Annotated in this window: 15 protein-coding genes; 11 read left to right on the forward strand and 4 right to left on the reverse strand. The window is 72.3% G+C overall.

Going from position 1 to position 16,968, the window contains the following annotated elements; translation table 11 throughout:
* Positions 1-7 precede the first annotated feature (7 nt).
* The 4 genes from ACGFZS_RS21220 (at position 8) to ACGFZS_RS21235 (ending at position 4,828) form a co-directional block, all read left to right on the forward strand.
* Positions 8-1,579 (forward strand): sugar ABC transporter ATP-binding protein, encoded by a 1,572-nt coding sequence (locus ACGFZS_RS21220; RefSeq protein ID WP_393796415.1) that lies wholly within the window; start codon positions 8-10, stop codon positions 1,577-1,579.
* Positions 1,576-2,550, forward strand: a complete 975-nt coding sequence (locus tag ACGFZS_RS21225; RefSeq protein ID WP_393796416.1) for an ABC transporter permease — start codon at positions 1,576-1,578, stop codon at positions 2,548-2,550. Before ACGFZS_RS21220 ends, ACGFZS_RS21225 begins: the two co-directional genes overlap by 4 nt.
* Complete coding sequence (locus ACGFZS_RS21230; protein ID WP_393796417.1) at positions 2,547-3,566, forward strand: ABC transporter permease; 1,020 nt, start codon at positions 2,547-2,549, stop codon at positions 3,564-3,566. Before ACGFZS_RS21225 ends, ACGFZS_RS21230 begins: the two co-directional genes overlap by 4 nt.
* 110 nt (positions 3,567-3,676) lie before the next feature.
* On the forward strand, positions 3,677-4,828 hold the full coding sequence (locus ACGFZS_RS21235) for an acyl-CoA dehydrogenase family protein (protein WP_393796418.1): 1,152 nt from the start codon (positions 3,677-3,679) through the stop codon (positions 4,826-4,828).
* On the opposite strand, the gene ACGFZS_RS21240 is transcribed toward ACGFZS_RS21235, so the two are convergent.
* The 4 genes from ACGFZS_RS21240 to ACGFZS_RS21255 form a co-directional block, all read right to left on the reverse strand.
* Positions 4,822-5,334: a PaaI family thioesterase gene (locus ACGFZS_RS21240; protein WP_393796419.1), complete on the reverse strand. Its 513-nt coding sequence runs from the start codon at positions 5,332-5,334 to the stop codon at positions 4,822-4,824. The genes ACGFZS_RS21235 and ACGFZS_RS21240 overlap by 7 nt on opposite strands.
* Before the next feature lie 76 nt (positions 5,335-5,410).
* Positions 5,411-6,385 carry an LLM class flavin-dependent oxidoreductase gene (locus tag ACGFZS_RS21245; protein ID WP_393796420.1) on the reverse strand — a complete coding sequence of 325 codons (975 nt, stop codon included), beginning with the start codon at positions 6,383-6,385 and terminating at the stop codon, positions 5,411-5,413.
* Positions 6,382-8,748: a GNAT family N-acetyltransferase gene (locus tag ACGFZS_RS21250; RefSeq protein WP_393796421.1), complete on the reverse strand. Its 2,367-nt coding sequence runs from the start codon at positions 8,746-8,748 to the stop codon at positions 6,382-6,384. The genes ACGFZS_RS21245 and ACGFZS_RS21250 overlap by 4 nt, the downstream gene beginning before the upstream one ends.
* A gap of 59 nt (positions 8,749-8,807) precedes the next feature.
* Positions 8,808-9,887 (reverse strand): amidohydrolase family protein, encoded by a 1,080-nt coding sequence (locus ACGFZS_RS21255; protein WP_362655283.1) that lies wholly within the window; start codon positions 9,885-9,887, stop codon positions 8,808-8,810.
* Positions 9,888-10,060: 173 nt separating this feature from the next.
* On the opposite strand from ACGFZS_RS21255, the gene ACGFZS_RS21260 reads away from it, so the two are divergent.
* The 7 genes from ACGFZS_RS21260 to ACGFZS_RS21290 are packed head-to-tail and all read left to right on the forward strand — an operon-like array spanning position 10,061 to position 16,961.
* Complete coding sequence (locus tag ACGFZS_RS21260) at positions 10,061-11,383, forward strand: phenylacetate--CoA ligase family protein (RefSeq protein ID WP_362593609.1); 1,323 nt, start codon at positions 10,061-10,063, stop codon at positions 11,381-11,383.
* Positions 11,383-12,114 carry a hypothetical protein gene (locus ACGFZS_RS21265; RefSeq protein ID WP_393796422.1) on the forward strand — a complete coding sequence of 244 codons (732 nt, stop codon included), beginning with the start codon at positions 11,383-11,385 and terminating at the stop codon, positions 12,112-12,114. Before ACGFZS_RS21260 ends, ACGFZS_RS21265 begins: the two co-directional genes overlap by 1 nt.
* Before the next feature lie 2 nt (positions 12,115-12,116).
* Positions 12,117-13,028 (forward strand): SDR family oxidoreductase, encoded by a 912-nt coding sequence (locus ACGFZS_RS21270; RefSeq protein WP_355726174.1) that lies wholly within the window; start codon positions 12,117-12,119, stop codon positions 13,026-13,028.
* A gap of 1 nt (position 13,029) precedes the next feature.
* Positions 13,030-13,470 (forward strand): Zn-ribbon domain-containing OB-fold protein, encoded by a 441-nt coding sequence (locus ACGFZS_RS21275; RefSeq protein ID WP_393796423.1) that lies wholly within the window; start codon positions 13,030-13,032, stop codon positions 13,468-13,470.
* Complete coding sequence (locus tag ACGFZS_RS21280; RefSeq protein WP_393796424.1) at positions 13,467-14,615, forward strand: thiolase family protein; 1,149 nt, start codon at positions 13,467-13,469, stop codon at positions 14,613-14,615. Before ACGFZS_RS21275 ends, ACGFZS_RS21280 begins: the two co-directional genes overlap by 4 nt.
* Positions 14,616-14,628: 13 nt before the next feature.
* The gene (locus ACGFZS_RS21285) at positions 14,629-15,849 is read left to right on the forward strand and encodes an acyl-CoA dehydrogenase family protein (protein WP_393796425.1); all 1,221 of its coding nucleotides are present in this window, start codon (positions 14,629-14,631) and stop codon (positions 15,847-15,849) included.
* Entirely contained in the window at positions 15,846-16,961 is a 1,116-nt protein-coding gene (locus ACGFZS_RS21290; RefSeq protein ID WP_393796426.1) for an acyl-CoA dehydrogenase family protein, read from the forward strand. The genes ACGFZS_RS21285 and ACGFZS_RS21290 overlap by 4 nt, the downstream gene beginning before the upstream one ends.
* Positions 16,962-16,968: the final 7 nt, after the last annotated feature.

Raw genomic sequence — 16,968 nt, forward strand, 5'->3', positions numbered from 1 at the left:
AAGTACGTTGAGCGAGCAGAGCCAGGTGGCCCTCGAAGTCACCGGTCTCGCCAAGTCGTTCGGAGCGACCAGGGCCTTGCGGTCCTGTTCGCTCCGGCTTCTGGCCGGCGAGGTCCATGCCCTGATGGGCGAGAACGGGTCCGGGAAGAGCACCCTGGTCAAGATTCTCACCGGGGTGCACGCCCCGGACTCCGGCGGCTACCAGGTCGGCGGCCGTGCGGTCCGCCTCGGCGGCCCGGCGGCCGCGATCGCCGCCGGGGTGATGGCCGTCTACCAGGAGGTTCTGGTGGTCGGCCCGCGCTCCGTGCTGGAGAACGTCTGGCTCGGCGCCGACGGCGTCTTCCGGCGGCGGATCTCCGAGGCGGACAAGCGGGCCAGGGCCGGCGCCGTCCTGGGCGAACTGCTCGGCGCGGCGCCCGACCTGGACACCCCGGTCGAACAGCTCTCGCTGAGCGACCGGCAGGCCTGCGGCATCGCCCGCGCGCTGGTCCGCGAGCCCAGGGTGCTGATCCTGGACGAGGCCACCAGCGCGCTCGACGTGGCCACCCGCGACCGGCTCTTCGAGGCCATCGCCCGGCGCAAGGCGGCCGGCATGGCCGTGCTGTTCGTCTCCCACCGCATGGACGAGGTCGACGCGATCTCCGACCGGGTGTCCGTGCTGCGCTCGGGCGAGTCGGTGGCCACCCTCGACGCCGACGAAGCCACCACGGCCGAGCTGGTGCGCCTGATGACCGGCGCCGAACACCTCACCGACATCCCCGAGGGCGGCACGCTCGCCCACCGCAGCGGCCCCGCCGCCGACGCGCCGGTACTGCTGCGGGTACGCGGGGTCAGGCTCCGGCCGGACGCCGAACCGGTCGACTTCGAGCTGCGGGCCGGCGAGATGGTCGGCCTGGCCGGGCTTGAGGGCCACGGTCAGGACGCCTTCATCAAGGCGCTGTGGCACGGTCCTTCGGGTGACGGGTCCGTCGCGCGCGTGGAGGTGGGCGACGAGACCCGGATCCGCTCCGAGCAGCGGGCGGCTGCGGCCGGCATCGGCTACGTACCGCGCGACCGGCGCGGCGAGGCCCTGTTCGGGACGCTCTCCATCCGGGAGAACTTCTCGGCCGCCACCCAGGACAGGGACACCCGCTTCGGGCTGCTGTCACGGGCCTCCGCGCTGGGCCGCTTCGCGGAGTACCGGTCCGGCCTCAAGGTCCGGATGGGCCGCGAGTCCGACCCCATCACCACGCTGTCCGGCGGCAACCAGCAGAAGATCGTCATCGCCCGCTGGCTCGCCCGCCGCCCGGACGTCCTCCTGCTCAACGACCCCACCCGGGGCGTGGACATCGGCGCCAAGCGCGACATCTACGCGCTCCTGGACGAGCTGACGGCGCGCGGTGTCGCGGTCGTCATGCTCTCGACGGAGGTCGACGAGCACATCGAGCTCATGGACCGCGTTCTCGTCTTCCGCGAGGGCTCGCACTCCACGACCCTCGACCGCCCGTCCCTGACCCGTCAGTCCCTGGTCGCCGCGTTCTTCGGCCGCACGGTCACCTCATCGGTCGCCGGCTCCGCCTCCCCGGATGGTGACGCATGAATGCCCTCGACTTCCTGCGGGGCCAGCTCGGCAAGCGCCCGTACGCGTTCGCCGGACTCCTCGCGCTGCTCCTGCTCGTGGTCAACACCGCCCTGCAGCCGGCGTTCCTGGCCTACGACAACTGGGCGGCGGTGCTCGCGTCCTTCGCACCGCTGGCCGTGGCGGCGATGGCCAGCACCCCGGCGATCCTCTCGGGCGGCGGCGGCATCGACATCTCGATCGGCCCGCTGCTGACCCTGATCGACATCGTCATCGTGGCGAACCTGCTGCCCAACGGCCTGACCTCGCCCTTCGTCGTGATCCCCGTCTGCCTGGCGATCGGCGCGGCCATCGGCGCGGTCAACGGCGTCCTGGTGGCCGTACTGCGCTTCCAGCCGGTGGTGGCCACGCTCTGCGCCAACATCGTCATCGGCGGCCTGGCCACCCAGGTGCAGGGCGACACCGTGCCCTCCGGCAGCACCTCGTGGACCAAGGACCTGGCCGGTTCCTTCGGCCCGGTCCCCGGCGCCCTGCTGACCATCGGCGCCCCGCTGCTGATCTGGTGGGGCCTGTCCCGGACGCCGTTCGTCAAGGCGCTGTACGCGGTCGGCGGCGACGACGCCACCGCCTTCTCCGCCGGAGTGAACGTGCCGAAGGTCCGCATCGCCGCGTACTCCCTCGGCGGCCTCTACGCGGGCATCGCCGGAATCGCCCTGATGTCCCTCATCAGCGAGGGCGCGGCCAGCATGTCGGCGCAGTACACCCTGCTCGCCATCGCCGCGGTGGCCCTCGGCGGCACCTCGCTGGCCGGCGGCCGGGGCTCCCTGTTCGGCTCGCTGCTCGGCGCGGCGAGCATCTACCTGATCAACAACCTGCTCAACGTGGTGAAGGTGTCCACTCTGTGGTCCACCGCGATCTACGGCGCGATGCTGCTGTTCGCCGTGGTCGTGGGCGCCGTGTTGACCAACGCCCGCAGGAGGGCCGTCGCATGACCACAGACACCGCGGTCGCGGACCCGGCGACGGGAGCGGGCGGGATGCCCCTGCTGCACACCCTCACCGAGTGGCAGCGCCGGTTCCCCCTGTTCCAACTGCTCGCCCTGGCGGCGCTGTACGTCTACGGCCTGAGCACCATCGAAGGCTTCGGCTCGCAGCGCGTGCTCTACGCCATCCTCGTCAACGCCTCGCTGCTGGGCCTGGCCGGCGCCGGACAGACCATCGTCGTCCTGGTGGGCGGCATCGACTTCTCGATCGCCGCGTTCATCTCGGCCGGCAACGTCATCATCGCCGAACTGTGCGGCACCGACCACTGGTCCACCGGGGCCGCGGTGGCGGTCGCGCTGGCCGTCGGCGTGCTGGGCGGTCTCCTCAACGGAGTGCTGTCGTACCGCTTCAAGGTCGAGCCGCTCATCGTGACGCTGGGCGTCAGCGCGCTGCTGTCCGGTCTGGTGCTCAAGTGGATCAACGGCTCCGCCACCGGGGTCGCCCCGGCATGGCTGGGCAAGCTGACGGCCGCCAACGGCACCACCTTCGGCATCGGCATCCCGCCGGTGGTCGTCATCTGGGCGGTGGTGGCGATCGTCATCGGCCTGGTGCTCACCCGCACCCGCGCCGGACGGAACCTCTACCTGACCGGCGTCAACCAGCCCGCCGCCCGGCTCGCCCTGGTACGGGTCAACCGCACCTGGATCTACGCCTACGTTGCCAGCGCGGTGCTGGCCACCTGCGTGGGCATCCTGCTCGCGGGCTACTCGGGCTCGGGCAACGTCACCATCGGCGACCCCTACCTCTTCCAGTCCCTGGCGGCGGTCATCGTCGGCGGCACCATGTTCGGCGGTCGCGGCGACTACTGGCGTACGGTGCTCGGCGCGCTGGTGCTGTCGGTGGTCGCCCTGCTGCTCAGCGCCAACCAGCTCTCCTCGGCGTCCCAGGACATGATCACCGGCGGGCTGATCCTCCTCGTCGTCGGCCTCTACGGCCGCGAGAGGCGGCTGCGCGACCGCATCTGACACAGGCGTCCCTCGTCACTCCTGGACATGACCTCTATGTGGGCCGACGCGAATCAACTAACATAGTGAAATTAGATAGATGAATTCGCTGATCGTTCTCAGGGGTGGCCGTGGACTTCGGACTGACCGACGAGCAGGATCTGTTGCGCGCGACGGCACGGCAGTTCGTCGCCGACGTGTGCCCCGCGGAGAAGGCCAAGGAGTGGGACGAGCAAGGCGTCGTACCGCCCGAGCTGTTCCGGGGCATGGCCGACCTCGGCTGGTTCTCGCTGCCGTTCGGCGAGGAGGAGGGGGGTGACGGCGGTGGGCCGCTGGAGCTCATCCTCATAGCCGAGGAACTCGGGCGGGCCAGTTTCGACGTGGCCATGTGCTACATCGGGGTGCTCATCCCCGGCATCACCGTGTTCCGCTGGGGGGACGAGGAGCAGCGCCGCTTCATCCGCGAGCAGGTGATGACCGGGCGCCACCGGCTGGCCGTCGGCCTCAGCGAGCCGGACAGCGGGTCCGACGCGGCGGCGCTGCGCACCAGCGCCGAGGACCACGGCGACCACTTCCTGGTGCGCGGCCAGAAGGCCTGGTGCACCGGGGCCGGGCTGCCCCACACCACCATCGCGGCCTATGTCCGCACCGGGCCCCGGGAACCCAAGCACGGCGGGATCAGCCTCCTCCTCGTCGACCCGACCACGGAGGGCGTCGAGGTGTGCCGGACGCCGACCCTGGCCCGGCACATCCTGGGCACCAACGAGGTGTTCCTCAACGACGTCCGGGTGCCCAAGGAGAACCTCGTCGGCCCCCGTGACGAGGGCTGGAAGGTGATGCTCTCCAACATCGAACTGGAGAAGGTGATCATCAGCGGCGGGTATCTCGGCGCCGCCCAGGCCACCTTGGACGAGATGCTGGAGTACGCCCGCACCCGGCACGCCTTCGGACGTCCGATCGGCAACTTCCAGGTCCTCGCCCACGCCATGGCCGACCTGCAGACCGAGATCGACTCGGCCAGGCTGCTGGCCTACCGCGCGGCCTGGCTGCTCGCCCAGGGCAGACCCTGCACCCGGGAGGGCTCGATGGCCAAGCTGAAGGGGTCGGAGACCTACGTGGCCGCCGCCCGGCTCGGCATGCAGGTGTGCGCGGGGCACGGCTTCTCCACGGAGAGCGTGATGAGCTTCCGCTACCGGGAGTCGATCGTCGCCACCATCTCCGGCGGCACCAGCCAGATCCAGCGCAACGGCATCGCCCGCTCCATGGGCCTGCGCGGCTACTGAGCCTCCGCCTGCTCCGCGAGCCAGCGCTCGTGCCGTGCGAAATGGCCCTGGTCCCGGGTCACCCAGATCCCGGAGGCCCGGGCCAGTACGGCTTGCGTCGGCAGCAGCACCAACTCACCCGCGAGGTACCAGCGGGAGCCCTCCCGCCGCTCGACCCAGGCCCGCACGCGCAGCGGGTGCCGCACCGGAACCGGCTTGACGAAGCTCACGGTCAGCTCGGCCGTGACACTCAACACCCGGTGCAGCAGCGGAAGATGGCCGAGGCAGTCGTCCAGCACGGCCGCCGTCCAGCCGCCGTGCGCGACGTTCGGGCCGCCCTCCTGGTCCGGTGGGCAGCTGAGGTCGAACCAGGCCACCCCGTCCTCGTCGAGCCGCTCCCGCTCCACCCCCAGGTGGCAGGAGCCGGCGCCGCGACAGGCACCGCACAGGGCGACACCGCCCGGCGTGCGCGGCGGCTCCTGGAACTCCGAGGCCGCCGCCTCCGTGGCACCGGATCTTGTCGACATCGCCCAACTCCTCGTATCAGAACGCCGCAACACATCAGAACGCCGGAACACACCGGAACGTCACAGCTCAGGAACGTCAGACATCGGCCAGCAACGGCCGCAGCGTTCCCGCGATCAGCCGGACCTGGCGGGCCACCATGTCCTCCGGCATCCCGGCCAGGGACGCCCACAGAAAGACCCCCTCGGCCGGCAGGCCCTTCACGTACGACCTGACGGCCTCGGCGACGGTCTCCGGCGTGCCGTACAGGAACTGGCCGACGCCGGTCGCGGCGAGCCCCGTCTCCCGCCACCTGTCGGGGTCGATGGGGCGGGGCACGGGCTGGTCGGTGCCCTCCACCATGTAACGGCGGTAGCTGTCCCACTGGTACGAGAGGTGTCTGCGCACCACGGGCCAGTCGGCCTCCGGGTCCTCGGTGACGAAGGTGGTGAACGAGCCCTGCATCCGGGCCGCCGCGCCGTCGTACCCGCTCTCGGCCAGCCCCTCGCGGTACGGCGCGAGGAGCGCCGGGTCGAGCGAGAGCAGACCCGTGCCGAGCCGCCCGGCCCGCCGGGCACCCTGCGGGCCCTGGTAGCCGAGCCAGATCGGCAGCGGGTCCTGGACCGGGCCGGGGGTGACCCGGCCCGAGGCCCACAACTCCCGTATCTCACGAACGCGTTGATCGGTCGTGGTGTAGCGCTTGGCGAGGTCCGCGCCGTACAGCCGGTACTCCGGGACCCGGTAGCCGGTGCCGAGCCCGAGGTCCAGGCGGCCGTCGCTCAGGATGTCCACGAGGGCGGCCTGTTCGGCGATCTCGGGGGCCGCGTGCAGCGGCGCGGCCACGACGGCGGTGCCCAGGCGCAGCCGCCGGGTGCGGGCGGCGGCAGCGGCGGCCATGGTGAGGGGCTGGGGCAGGTAGCCGTCCTCGAAGCCGTGGTGCTCGGAGAACCACACCGAGTCCAGGCCGAGCCGGTCCGCCTCCTCGCACATCTCCAGCGCGAAGCCGTACAGCCGGGACCAGTTCTGTCGCCAGGGCGGGGGATTGCGCAGGTCGAAGTAGATGCCCACCTTCACCGGGAACCTCCAGGGGTGTCGTGCGTCAGGCGGACCGTCGCGCGGGTCACCGCGATCCCGGCGCCGGGCGGCAGCAGTCGTACGGGACGCAGGTCGAGGGCCGCTATCTCGGGGAGGTCCTCGACCATCGCCGACAGCCGCAGCACCGTCTCCTCCAGGGCGGCCAGATCCACGCCGGGTGCGCCCGCCCTGCCCTCCAGCAGCGGAGCCGCCCGCAGCGAGCGGACCATCTCCCGGGCGTCGCGGTCGCTCAGCGGGGTGACCCGGTGGGCGACGTCCGCCATCAGGTCGGCGTATCCGCCGGTGAGGCCGAAGGAGATGACCGGGCCGAAGACCGGGTCGGAGCCGACGGACAGGAACGCGTCCAGGCCCTGACCCTGGCCGGGGTCGTGGACGCGGATGCCGTAGGCGGCGAGCAGTTCGGCGGCTGTGCCGGTGCCTTGGCCGGCTCCGGTGAGCAGGGAACGCGCCCGGTCCACGTCGATCCCCGGCAGGTCGGGGACGACGCCCGCGGCGGTGGAGCGCCAGGCCTGGTAGGCCGCCGCATGCCCGAGCGAGGCGGCAGCCGCCTCCGGGAAGGTGTACGACGGTACGGCCAGCCCGTCCCGGCGCAGGGGGCCGGTGATGCCCGCGCTGCCCAGGAAGCTGGTCACGACCGGCTTCTCGGGTGCCGCGGCGGCGGCGTCGAGGATGGCCGACGCCACCTCGTCGGGCTGGTCCGCGAGCGGCGGCATGAACAGGACGATCGCGGCGTCGATGCCGTCGTCGGCGAGGGCCGCGTCCAGGGCCTGCCGGTAGTGGGCGGCGGTCGCCGTCGGGGTGAGGTCGACGGGGTTGCCGATCTCGGCGCCGGGCGCGAGAACGCGGCCCAGTCGCTGCCGGGTGCGCTCGCCGAGCGGGGGCACGCGCAGGCCGTTCGCCGTGCAGGCGCCGACCGTCAGCGCCGCGGGGCCGCCCGCGTTGGTGATCACCGCGACGCGGTCGCCGGGCGGCGGGGGCTGGTGGGAGAGGAGCAGGGCCACGTCGAACAGTTCCTGCAGACCGCGGGTGCGGATCACCCCGGACTGCGCGAACAAGGAACTCACCGCCGAGTCTGCCGGGCCGCCCGGGTGGACGGCGATGATCGGCTTGCGGGGCGCGATGCGGCGGGCGATGCGGGCGAAGCGGCGCGGATTTCCGAACGTCTCGACGTGCAGCAGGATCACGGAGGTGGCCGGGTCCTCCTCCCACCACCTGAGCAGGTCGTTGGTGGACACGTCCACGGCGTGGCCGACCGACACGAAGCCGGAGAAGCCGAGCCCGAGCCTGCGGGCATGGTCGAGCACGGCGAGCCCGAGCGGCCCCGACTGGCTGGACATGGCCACCCGGCCGGGCGCCGGCAGGGCGGGGGAGAAGGTCGCGGCGAGCCGCGCGGCCGGCGTCGTGTTGACGACGCCCATGCAGTTCGGGCCCACCAGCCGCATCCCGGACGCCCGCGCGAACCGGGCCAGTTCACGCTCCGCGGCCCGGCCTGCGGGACCGGTCTCGCCGAAGCCGCTGGAGACGACGACCACCGCCTTGACCCCGGCCTCGGCGCAGTCCCTTACGACCTCGGGCACGGCCTCGGCCCGGACGGCGACCAGGGCCAGGTCCGGTGCCTCGGGCAGGTCGCGGACATCCGCGTACGCCCGTGCCCCTGCGACCTGTCCGGCGTGCGGGTTGACCGGGAACACGCCGCCGGTGAAGCCGCCGCGCCGCAGGTTGGCCACGATCTCGTGGCCGATCGTCAGCGGCTCGCGGTTGGCGCCGATCACCGCGACCGACCGCGGTTCGAGCAGGGGCCGCAGGGAGCGCCGTACCGCGGTCTGCTCGCGGCGTTCGGCCCGGGCCAGGGCCTGGGCCTGCGGGTCGACGGCGATCTCGAAGTGGATGATCTGGCCGGGCGGCCCGGCCTCGACCCGGAAGCCGGAGCCGAGGAACACGTTGATCATCCGGGTGTTGTCCGCGAGGACGTCGGCCTCCAGGACCCGGATGCCACGGGCCCGGGCCGCCGCCGCGATGTGCTCCAGGAGCAGCCGGCCGAAGCCCTCGCTCTGGTGGTCGTCCCGGATGGTGAACGTGACCTCGGCGTGCTCCGGTTCCCGAGGGTCGCGGACGTAGCGTACGAGTCCCGCGATGTCGTCCCCCGCCAGGGCGACCAGCGCCAGTTCGTCGAGGTAGTCCACGTGCGCGCCGCGCCGGATGACGTCGTCGCGCACCCGGACCACGGGCCCGAGGGAGCGGTAGGCGAGGGTCTGCCGGGACAGCCCGGCGACGAAGGCGACCAGCCGGTCGGCGTCCTCGGGCCGGACCGGCCGGACGAACGTCGACCGGCCCGTCCGCACGAGTCCCGGCCGCTCCAGGTCCTCGGGGTAGGGGGGAGCGGTGCCGGGGGTGGTGCCGCTCAGACGGCCGCCTCCTGGGGAGTCTGCTCCGGCAGGCGGAACAGCTCGTTGAAGGTGCCGCGGGTGACCCGGTCGCGGATGTCGTCCGGCACCCCGTCGAACAGGTCGTGGAGCGTGGACTGGGTGTGGCCGTAGGTGCCCTCCAGGTGAGGGTAGTCGTCGCCCCACATCACGTTCCGGTAGCCGGTGGACTCGACGATCTCCACCGAGCTCTTGTCGTGCTGGAAGGAGGCGTAGACCTGCTGCCTGATGATCTCGCTGGGCAGCCGGCTCAGCTTCGGGCGGACGAACATGCCGTGCTGGCGGTAGGCCTCGTCCATGCGGTCGCCGATGGCCGGCACCCAGCCCGCGCCGCCCTCCGCGATGAGCATCCGCAGATCGGGATGCCGGTCCAGGGCGCCGCCCGCGACCATGTGGGAGATCACCCGCATGCCCGGATAGGTGGTCTCCATGTAGTTGACGACCGCGCCGCCCGGACCGCGGAAGACGACGGTCTCGGCGCCGGTGCCGATGTGGAAGCCGAGCACCAGGCCGGCCCGCTCCACCGCCGTCCACAGCGGCTCCCAGCGGTCGAGCGCGTACTCCTCGCCGGGCCGGGTCGAGCAGGGCAGGAACACCGCCTGGAAGCCGAGTTCGGCGACCCGCTCGACCTCCTTGACCGCGTCCTCGATGTTCGCGGTCGACACGCAGGCGGGGGTGATGACGCGCTTGTTCCTGCACAGGACCTCGTCGTAGGCCCAGTCGTTCCAGGCGCGCACGGTCTCCCGGGCGAGCTCGCGGTCGGTGATGGAGACGAGCCAGAACCCCATGGAGGGGAAGGCCAGCTGGCCCCACACGCCCTCCTGGTCGAGGTCCTTGAGCCGGACCTTGAGGTCCCAGGCGCCCGGCGGTCGCATGGCGTCCATGAAGTCGCCGAGCTGGCGGTCGACGCGCTGGTCGTCGATGTAGAGCACCTCGTACTTCTCGCCGCGCTCACTGCGCGGCGCCCGGGCGGCCAACCGGGGCGGCAGCGCCTCGGTCCACAGGTCGGCGGGTTCCATCACATGGGAGTCCCCTGAGTTGACCCAGAGCTTGGTCATGGCGCTCCTTCGACTGAATGGATGCAATCAGTTAGCTATTTTAGGTGGGGGAGCGTGTGGAGGGAAGACGTGAACGGGGTCGAGATCATGCCCGATCGCTTAATCAGTCGAATTGGTTGACTGATTGCGCTGATAGCTGGAAGATCTGGGCAGCTGAGCCGCGAGGAGGCGCCATGGCCGGTGATCGGGACACCGCTGACAGGTACTTCGAGCCGCTGGTGGAGACCATGCCGCGCGACCGCCTGGAGGCGCGGCAGGAGGAACAGGTCCTGGAGCTCGTCGAGTACGCCTACGGCCGCTCCGCCTTCTACCGCGAGCTGTGGGACGGACACGGGGTGCACCCCCGCGACATCCGCTGCCTGGAGGACTTCCGGGACCGGGTGCCGTTCATCACCAAGGACATGGTCCGCGCCCACCGGGCCCGCACCGGCGACCCCTTCGGGGGGCTGCTCTGCGTCCCCGTCGAGGAACTGACCTCCGTCTCCTCCAGCTCGGGCACCACCGGCGACCCGGAGTTCTTCGCCGAGATCTGGCAGGGCGCCCCGCCCCTGGTCACCGCGCAGGTGCGGGACCTGTGGGAGCTGGGCCTCCGGCCGGGGGACCGGGTGCTCAGCCCGCCCGGCACCTTCCGCAACCTCATGGACGCCGGCTACCAGGCGCTGGGCGCCGTGGTCATCGAGGTGGACACCTGGATGGGCAGGATGCAGGAGGTCGTCGACGCCCTGCGCACCTACCGGCCCGCCTACCTCCAGATGATGTATCCGCAGATGGTGGAGTTGGAACGGCTGGCCGAGAGCACGGACCTGCGGGAGGCGTTCTCGTCCCTCAAGGGCGCCTCCTGCGCCGGCCAGCCGCTCAGCCGCAGGATGCGCGCCCGGATCCGCGACGACTGGGGCATCGACGTCTACGAGTACACCAGCGCCGCCGACACCGGCACGGCCTGGGAGTGCCGCGAGCACGACGGCTTCCACCTGTGGGAGGACACCGTCTTCCCCGAGTGCGTCGAGGTCACGGAGGACGGCTGGCACGACGCCGCCGAGGGCGACCTCGGAGAACTCGTCGCCACCGACCTCGACAACCGCGCCGCACCCCTCATCCGCTACCGCAGTGAGGACCTGGTCCGCCTCGCCCGCGACACCTGCGGCTGCGGACGCACCCACGCCCGGATGTGGGTGGCAGGCCGCCGCGGCGACGAGACCGTGGTGCGCGGCCGGGCCGTCGTACTGCGGGACATCTGGCAGGCGGTGGAGGACCAGCCGGAGACGGTCGCCGGGGTGTTCCAGATCGTCCGGCAGGGCCGCGAGGTCGACGAACTGCGGCTCCGGGTCGGCTACGACCCCCACCTCACCGGCGATCCCGACGCGCTGGCCGGACGGCTGATCGAGGCCGTGCGGGAGCGGACCGGGGTCAAACCGGTGCTCGACCTGCGCACCGAAGAGGAGTTGCTGCAGACCATGACCAGCGTCGCCAAGTTCCCCCGGGTGGTGAAGAGCTGATGGCCCGCGCCGACACCCTCGCCCACGCCCGGGAACTGGAACGGCCCGAACTCGCCTACCTCGTCCGCTTCCCCACCCCCGCCGGGATGCGGGAGACCGGCCTCACCTGGGCGGAACTCGCCCGTGACACGGCCTGGGCCACCGAACGGCTGCGCGGGCACGGCCTGGCGCCCGGGCAACGGGCCCTGCTGACCGCGTCGGGCTTCGAGGGCTTCTGGGGCCAGGCGGTGATCGGCGCCCTGTGCACCCTGCGGGTGACCTACGGCATCGCCGAGGCCATGGGCTGGGACCACCGCCGCACCACGGTCTTCCACCGCGAACTCCACCCCGACGCGGTGGTCGGCCTGTCCGCGGAGACGCTGGAAGGGCTGTCCGGCACCGCCGACATCGGAGAGATGTTCCGCCCGACGCGGGTCGTGCTGGCCCGGCCCGCCGCCGTACCGGTGCTGCGTGGTGCGGGGGTGCCCGCGTGTGTGCTGGCCGCCGTCGGACCGGCCCTCGCCCTGGAGTGCCCCGAGCGCGCCGGCGCGCACGTCAACGCCGCCGAGTGGCACGTAGGCGAACGGGACGGGGAACTGCACGTGGCCGCGGGGGAGTTGCGCACCTCGCCGCTGCCCGAGACCCCGCTCGGCATCAGGGGTCGTGTGGCAAGCGGTCGCTGCGCATGTGGCAGCGAGGACCCGCGGGTGCTGCTCGCCGAGGCCGATTCGTCTTCGTCACCGAGGAGTTGAGGATGTCCGAAGCAGTGGTCGACGGCCGGGTGGTGGTCGTCACCGGCGCCGGGAACGGCATCGGCCGGGCGCACGCCCTGGCCTTCGCCGCGCAGGGAGCCAGGGTCGTGGTCAACGACCTCGGCGGGGGCCGGGACGGGGCGGGCGCCTCGGCGGGGCCCGCGCAGGCCGTGGTGGACGAGATCGTCGCCGCCGGCGGCGAGGCGGTCGCCAACACGGACGACATCGCGTCCTGGGAGGGGGCGGGCCGCCTCGTCCGGCAGGCCGTGGACACCTACGGCGGCCTGGACGTGCTGGTCAACAACGCCGGCATCCTCCGCGACCGGATGATCGTGTCGATGACCGAACGGGACTGGGACAGCGTGATCGCCGTCCATCTCAAGGGCAGCTTCGCCACCCTGCACCACGCCGCGGCCCACTGGCGCGAGCGGGCCAAGGCCGGCCGGAGCAACGACGCCCGCGTGATCAACACGACGTCACCCTCCGGTGTCTTCGGCAACCCCGGCCAGTCCAACTACGGCTCGGCCAAAGCGGGCATCGCGAGCCTGACCGTCATCGCGGCGGCCGAACTCGCCCGCTACGGCGTGACGGTGAACGCCATCGCGCCGACCGCGCTCACCCGGCTGACCGAGGACATCGACATGATGCGGGAGGCCGCGACGAGCCAGGACCTCACCCCCGAGGCCATCTCCCCGCTGGTGGTGTGGCTCGGCTCCGCCGCCTCCCGCGAGGTCACCGGCCGCGTCTTCGGCGTCGTCGGCAACCGTGTCACGGTCCTGGAGGGCTGGGTGGGCGGTCCCACCGCGAGCGCCGAATCCCGCTGGACCCAGGACGAGCTGACCTCCGCCGTCCCCAACCTGGTGGCCAAGGCGGCCCCCAACGCGGACGCGCTCGGCAACCGGAAGGGCGCCTGAGATGCCCGACATGACGGCCGGACAGATCCCGGTCACCGAAGGCCTGTTCACGGCGGGCGACTCCCCGCGCCTGATCGGATCCGAGTGCTCCTCCTGCGGACTGGTGAGCTTCCCCGCCGCCCCGGACTGCGTGCGCTGCGCCGGCACCGACACGAAGGAACGGCTCCTCGCCGACCACGGCACCCTGTGGACGTACACCACCCAGAACTTCCGGCCGCCCTCCCCGCCCTACGACGGGCCCGAGGAGTTCGAGCCGTACACCGTCGGATACGTCGAGCTGCCCGGCGAACTGCTCGTCGAGGCCCGCCTCACCGAGCCCGACCCGGCACGGCTCAGGATCGGGCAGGCCATGCGGCTGACCCTCGTGCCGTACACCGTGCGCGAGGACGGCACCGAGGTCGTCACGTTCGCGTTCGCCCCGGACGAGGAGGAGACATCGTGACCGAGGCCGTCGTCATCGGGGTGGGACTCCACCCGTTCGGCAGGTTCCCCGGGAAGCCCGCCATGGACATGGGCGCCGACGCGGTCCGCCTCGCGCTCGCCGACGCGGGCGTGACCTGGCCGCAGATCCAGGGCGGCTACATCGGCAGCTACGAGGTGGCCAACCCCGACGCGATCGTGGCCCGCCTCGGCCTGACCGGCCTGCCGCTGCGCGGGGTGTTCAACGGCTGCGCCACGGCCGGTACGGCGGTGGCACTGGCCGCCCGGGCCATCGAGACCGGCGAACACGACCTGACCATCGCCGTCGGCATGGACAAGCACCCGCGCGGCGCGTTCGCCGCCGACCCGTCCGTGGCCGGCATCCCCGCCTGGTACGGGCAGACCGGGCTCTTCCTCACCACCCACTTCTTCGGCATGAAGATCAACCGCTACCTGCACGACCACGGCATCGGCGAGCGCACGCTCGCCCGGGTGGCCGCGAAGAACTTCCGCAACGCCGCCGCCAACGACAAGGCGTGGCGCCGCACCCCCCTGTCGGAGGAGGAGATCCTCGCCTCGCCGGTGCTCAACCACCCGCTCCGGCAGTACATGTACTGCGGCCCGGACGAGGGTGCGGCGGCCGTCGTCCTGTGCCGCGCCGACCAGGCCCACAAGTACACCTCGACGCCGGTACGGATCCGCGCCACCGCCCTGCGCAGCCGCCGGCTCGGCGCCTTCGAGGTGCAGAGCCCCTCCTTCCCGCTCGGGGACGTCGTCCGGAGCCCGACCGTGGACGCCTCCCGGGAGGCGTACGAACGCGCGGGCATCGGCCCGGAGGACGTCGACGTCGCCCAGCTCCAGGACACCGACGCCGGGTCGGAGATCATCCACATGGCCGAGAACGGGCTCTGCAAGGACGGCGAGCAGGAACGCCTGATCGCCGAGGGCGCCACCGAGATCGGCGGCCGGCTCCCGGTCAACACCGACGGCGGCCTGCTCGGCAACGGCGAACCCATCGGCGCGTCCGGCCTGCGCCAGATCCACGAGGTCGTCCTCCAGCTGCGCGGCACCGCCGGATCCCGGCAGATCCCCGGCACCCCCCGAGTCGGCTACACCCACCTGTACGGCGCGCCGGGCGTGTCGGCGGTGACGATCCTCTCCACCTGACCGGAGCCCCCCCATGGACCAAGACATGCAGGACTTCGCCGCCGAGGTGCGTGGCTTCCTCGACGCGCACGCGACGAAGGCCCCCGACCGCGCCGCCTTCACCTGGGGCGAGGGCGACGACTCGATGGCCTACTTCAGCAGCCTGCCGCCCGAGGAGGAGCGGGAGGGGGTGGACCGGGCCAGGGCCTGGCAGCGCGTCCGCCACGAGCACGGCCTCGGCTGGATCACCGGCCCGCCCGAGTACGGCGGCCGGGGCCTGACCCCCGTCCACGACCTGCTCTACGACGCCATCGAGGCCGAGTACACCGTCCCCGACACCGGCGTGCTCAGTGTGATCGGCCTCGGCATGATCGGCCCGACGATCCTGGCGCACGCCCGGCCCCCGGTCAAGGAACGCTGGCTGCCCGCGATGTACCGCGGCGACGCCGTCGCCTGCCAGCTGTTCAGCGAACCCGGCGCGGGCTCCGACCTGGCGAGCGTGGCCACCAAGGCGGTCCCTGCGGGCGGCGACTGGGTGCTCAACGGGCAGAAGGTGTGGACGTCCGTCGCCCAGCACAGCAGCATCGGGCTCGCCCTCACCCGGACCAGCCCGGACGCCCCGAAACACCAGGGCCTCACCGCCTTCCTCGTCCCCATGGACGCCCCGGGCGTCGAGGTCCGCCCCCTGCGGCAGATGACCGGCGGCGCCGACTTCAACGAGGTCTTCCTCACCGACGTCCGCGTCCCCGACGACCACCGCCTCGGCGAGGTCGACGGCGGCTGGACCGTCGCCCTGACCACCCTGATGAACGAACGCGCGACCGTCGGCAGCGAGGGTGCGGGACCGGTCGCCGCCGCACTCTCCCCGGAACGGCTCTCGGCGCTCATGCGGGCCACCTGGACCTGGGACGACCGCGCCCTGCGCGGTCGGCTCGCCGAACTCCTCGTGGACGCCATGGCCACCCAGCACCTCAACAACCGGGCCCTGCGCAGGCTCCGCGCCGGGGCGACACCCGGCCCCGAGATGTCCGTGTCCAAGCTGATGTACGGTCAGAACCTCACCCGGGCCGCCCACTTCGTCGCCGACGTGCTCGGACCGCGCGCGATCGCGGACACCGGCCAGTGGGGCACGTACGCCTGGACCGAACTGCTCCTTGCCACCCCGGCCCTGCGCATCCTCGGCGGCACCGAGGAGATCATGAAGAACATCCTCGCCGAACGCGTCCTCGGCCTGCCCAAGGAGGCGCGCGCATGACCGCCGACGACCGGGAACTGAACGAACTGCGCGCAGCCGTAAGGGAGTTCCTCGACACCAAGTCGCCCGAGGACGCCGTACGCAAACTCATGGAGAGCGAACCGCGCTTCGACCCCGAGGTGTGGGCGCAGGCCTCCGACCAGCTGCGCCTGCCCGCGCTCGCCATCCCCGAGGAGTACGGTGGCGACGGCTTCGGACCGGTCGAACTCGGCGTCGTCCTGGAGGAGATGGGCCGCGCCCTGTTCTGCGCCCCCTTCTTCGCCACCGCCGTACTGGCCGCCCAGGCCCTGCTGGCCTCGGGCGACCAGGAGGCCTGCGCCCACCACCTGCCCGGCATCGCGGCCGGGACCACGACGGCCACCCTCGCCGTCGCCGAGGACCACGGCTCCTGGGACCCCGTCCTCATCTCCACCCGCGCCGTACCGGACGCGGACGGCGGATGGCGGCTGACCGGCCGCAAGTGCTTCGTCGTCGACGGTACGACGGCGGATCTGCTCCTGGTCGTGGCCCGCACGGTCGCCGGACCCTCCCTCTTCGCCGTGGACCGCGCGGCCGTCGGCGTGGCGGCCGAGCCGATGGAGACCCTGGACGCCACCCGGGCGATGGCCCGCCTGACCCTGGACGCCGTGCCGGCGACCCTCGTCGGCGTGCAGGGAGCGGGCGGGCGCCTCATGGCCGACGTGCTCGACACCGCCACGGTCGCACTCGCCGCCGAACAGGCCGGCGGGGCACGCCGGTGCCTGGAGGCGAGCACGGAGTACGCCCGTACGAGGCAGCAGTTCGGCCGGCCCATCGGCTCCTTCCAGGCGGTCAAGCACAAGTGCGCCGACATGCTCGTCCAGGTCGAACTCGCGGAGGCAGCCGCACGGGAGGCGGCGCTGCTGGCCGCCGAGGGTGCCGCGGACTTCCCGGTGGCGGCGGCCGTCGCCCACGCCTGCTGCTCCCGGGCGTACGTGGGCGTGGCCATGGAGAACATCCAGGTGCACGGCGGCATCGGCTTCACCTGGGAGCACCCGGCCCACCTGTACTTCCGGCGGGCCAAGTCCTCGCAACTGCTCTTCGGGGGACCGGCGGTCCACCACGAGCGGCTGCTGGACCGGCTGGGCATCTGAACCGGCC

The sequence above is a fragment of the Streptomyces sp. NPDC048288 genome, assembly GCF_043201555.1.
Taxonomy (GTDB): domain Bacteria; phylum Actinomycetota; class Actinomycetes; order Streptomycetales; family Streptomycetaceae; genus Streptomyces.

Excerpts from the sequence above, each read along its gene's own strand:
- ACGFZS_RS21225 (WP_393796416.1), top strand. The coding sequence starts at position 1,576 with ATGAATGCCCTCGACTTCCTGCGGGGCCAGCTCGGCAAGCGCCCGTAC.
- ACGFZS_RS21230 (WP_393796417.1), top strand. The coding sequence starts at position 2,547 with ATGACCACAGACACCGCGGTCGCGGACCCGGCGACGGGAGCGGGCGGG.
- ACGFZS_RS21240 (WP_393796419.1), bottom strand. The coding sequence starts at position 5,334 with ATGTCGACAAGATCCGGTGCCACGGAGGCGGCGGCCTCGGAGTTCCAG.
- ACGFZS_RS21255 (WP_362655283.1), bottom strand. The coding sequence starts at position 9,887 with ATGACCAAGCTCTGGGTCAACTCAGGGGACTCCCATGTGATGGAACCC.
- ACGFZS_RS21260 (WP_362593609.1), top strand. The coding sequence starts at position 10,061 with ATGGCCGGTGATCGGGACACCGCTGACAGGTACTTCGAGCCGCTGGTG.
- ACGFZS_RS21265 (WP_393796422.1), top strand. The coding sequence starts at position 11,383 with ATGGCCCGCGCCGACACCCTCGCCCACGCCCGGGAACTGGAACGGCCC.
- ACGFZS_RS21270 (WP_355726174.1), top strand. The coding sequence starts at position 12,117 with ATGTCCGAAGCAGTGGTCGACGGCCGGGTGGTGGTCGTCACCGGCGCC.
- ACGFZS_RS21275 (WP_393796423.1), top strand. The coding sequence starts at position 13,030 with ATGCCCGACATGACGGCCGGACAGATCCCGGTCACCGAAGGCCTGTTC.
- ACGFZS_RS21285 (WP_393796425.1), top strand. The coding sequence starts at position 14,629 with ATGGACCAAGACATGCAGGACTTCGCCGCCGAGGTGCGTGGCTTCCTC.
- ACGFZS_RS21290 (WP_393796426.1), top strand. The coding sequence starts at position 15,846 with ATGACCGCCGACGACCGGGAACTGAACGAACTGCGCGCAGCCGTAAGG.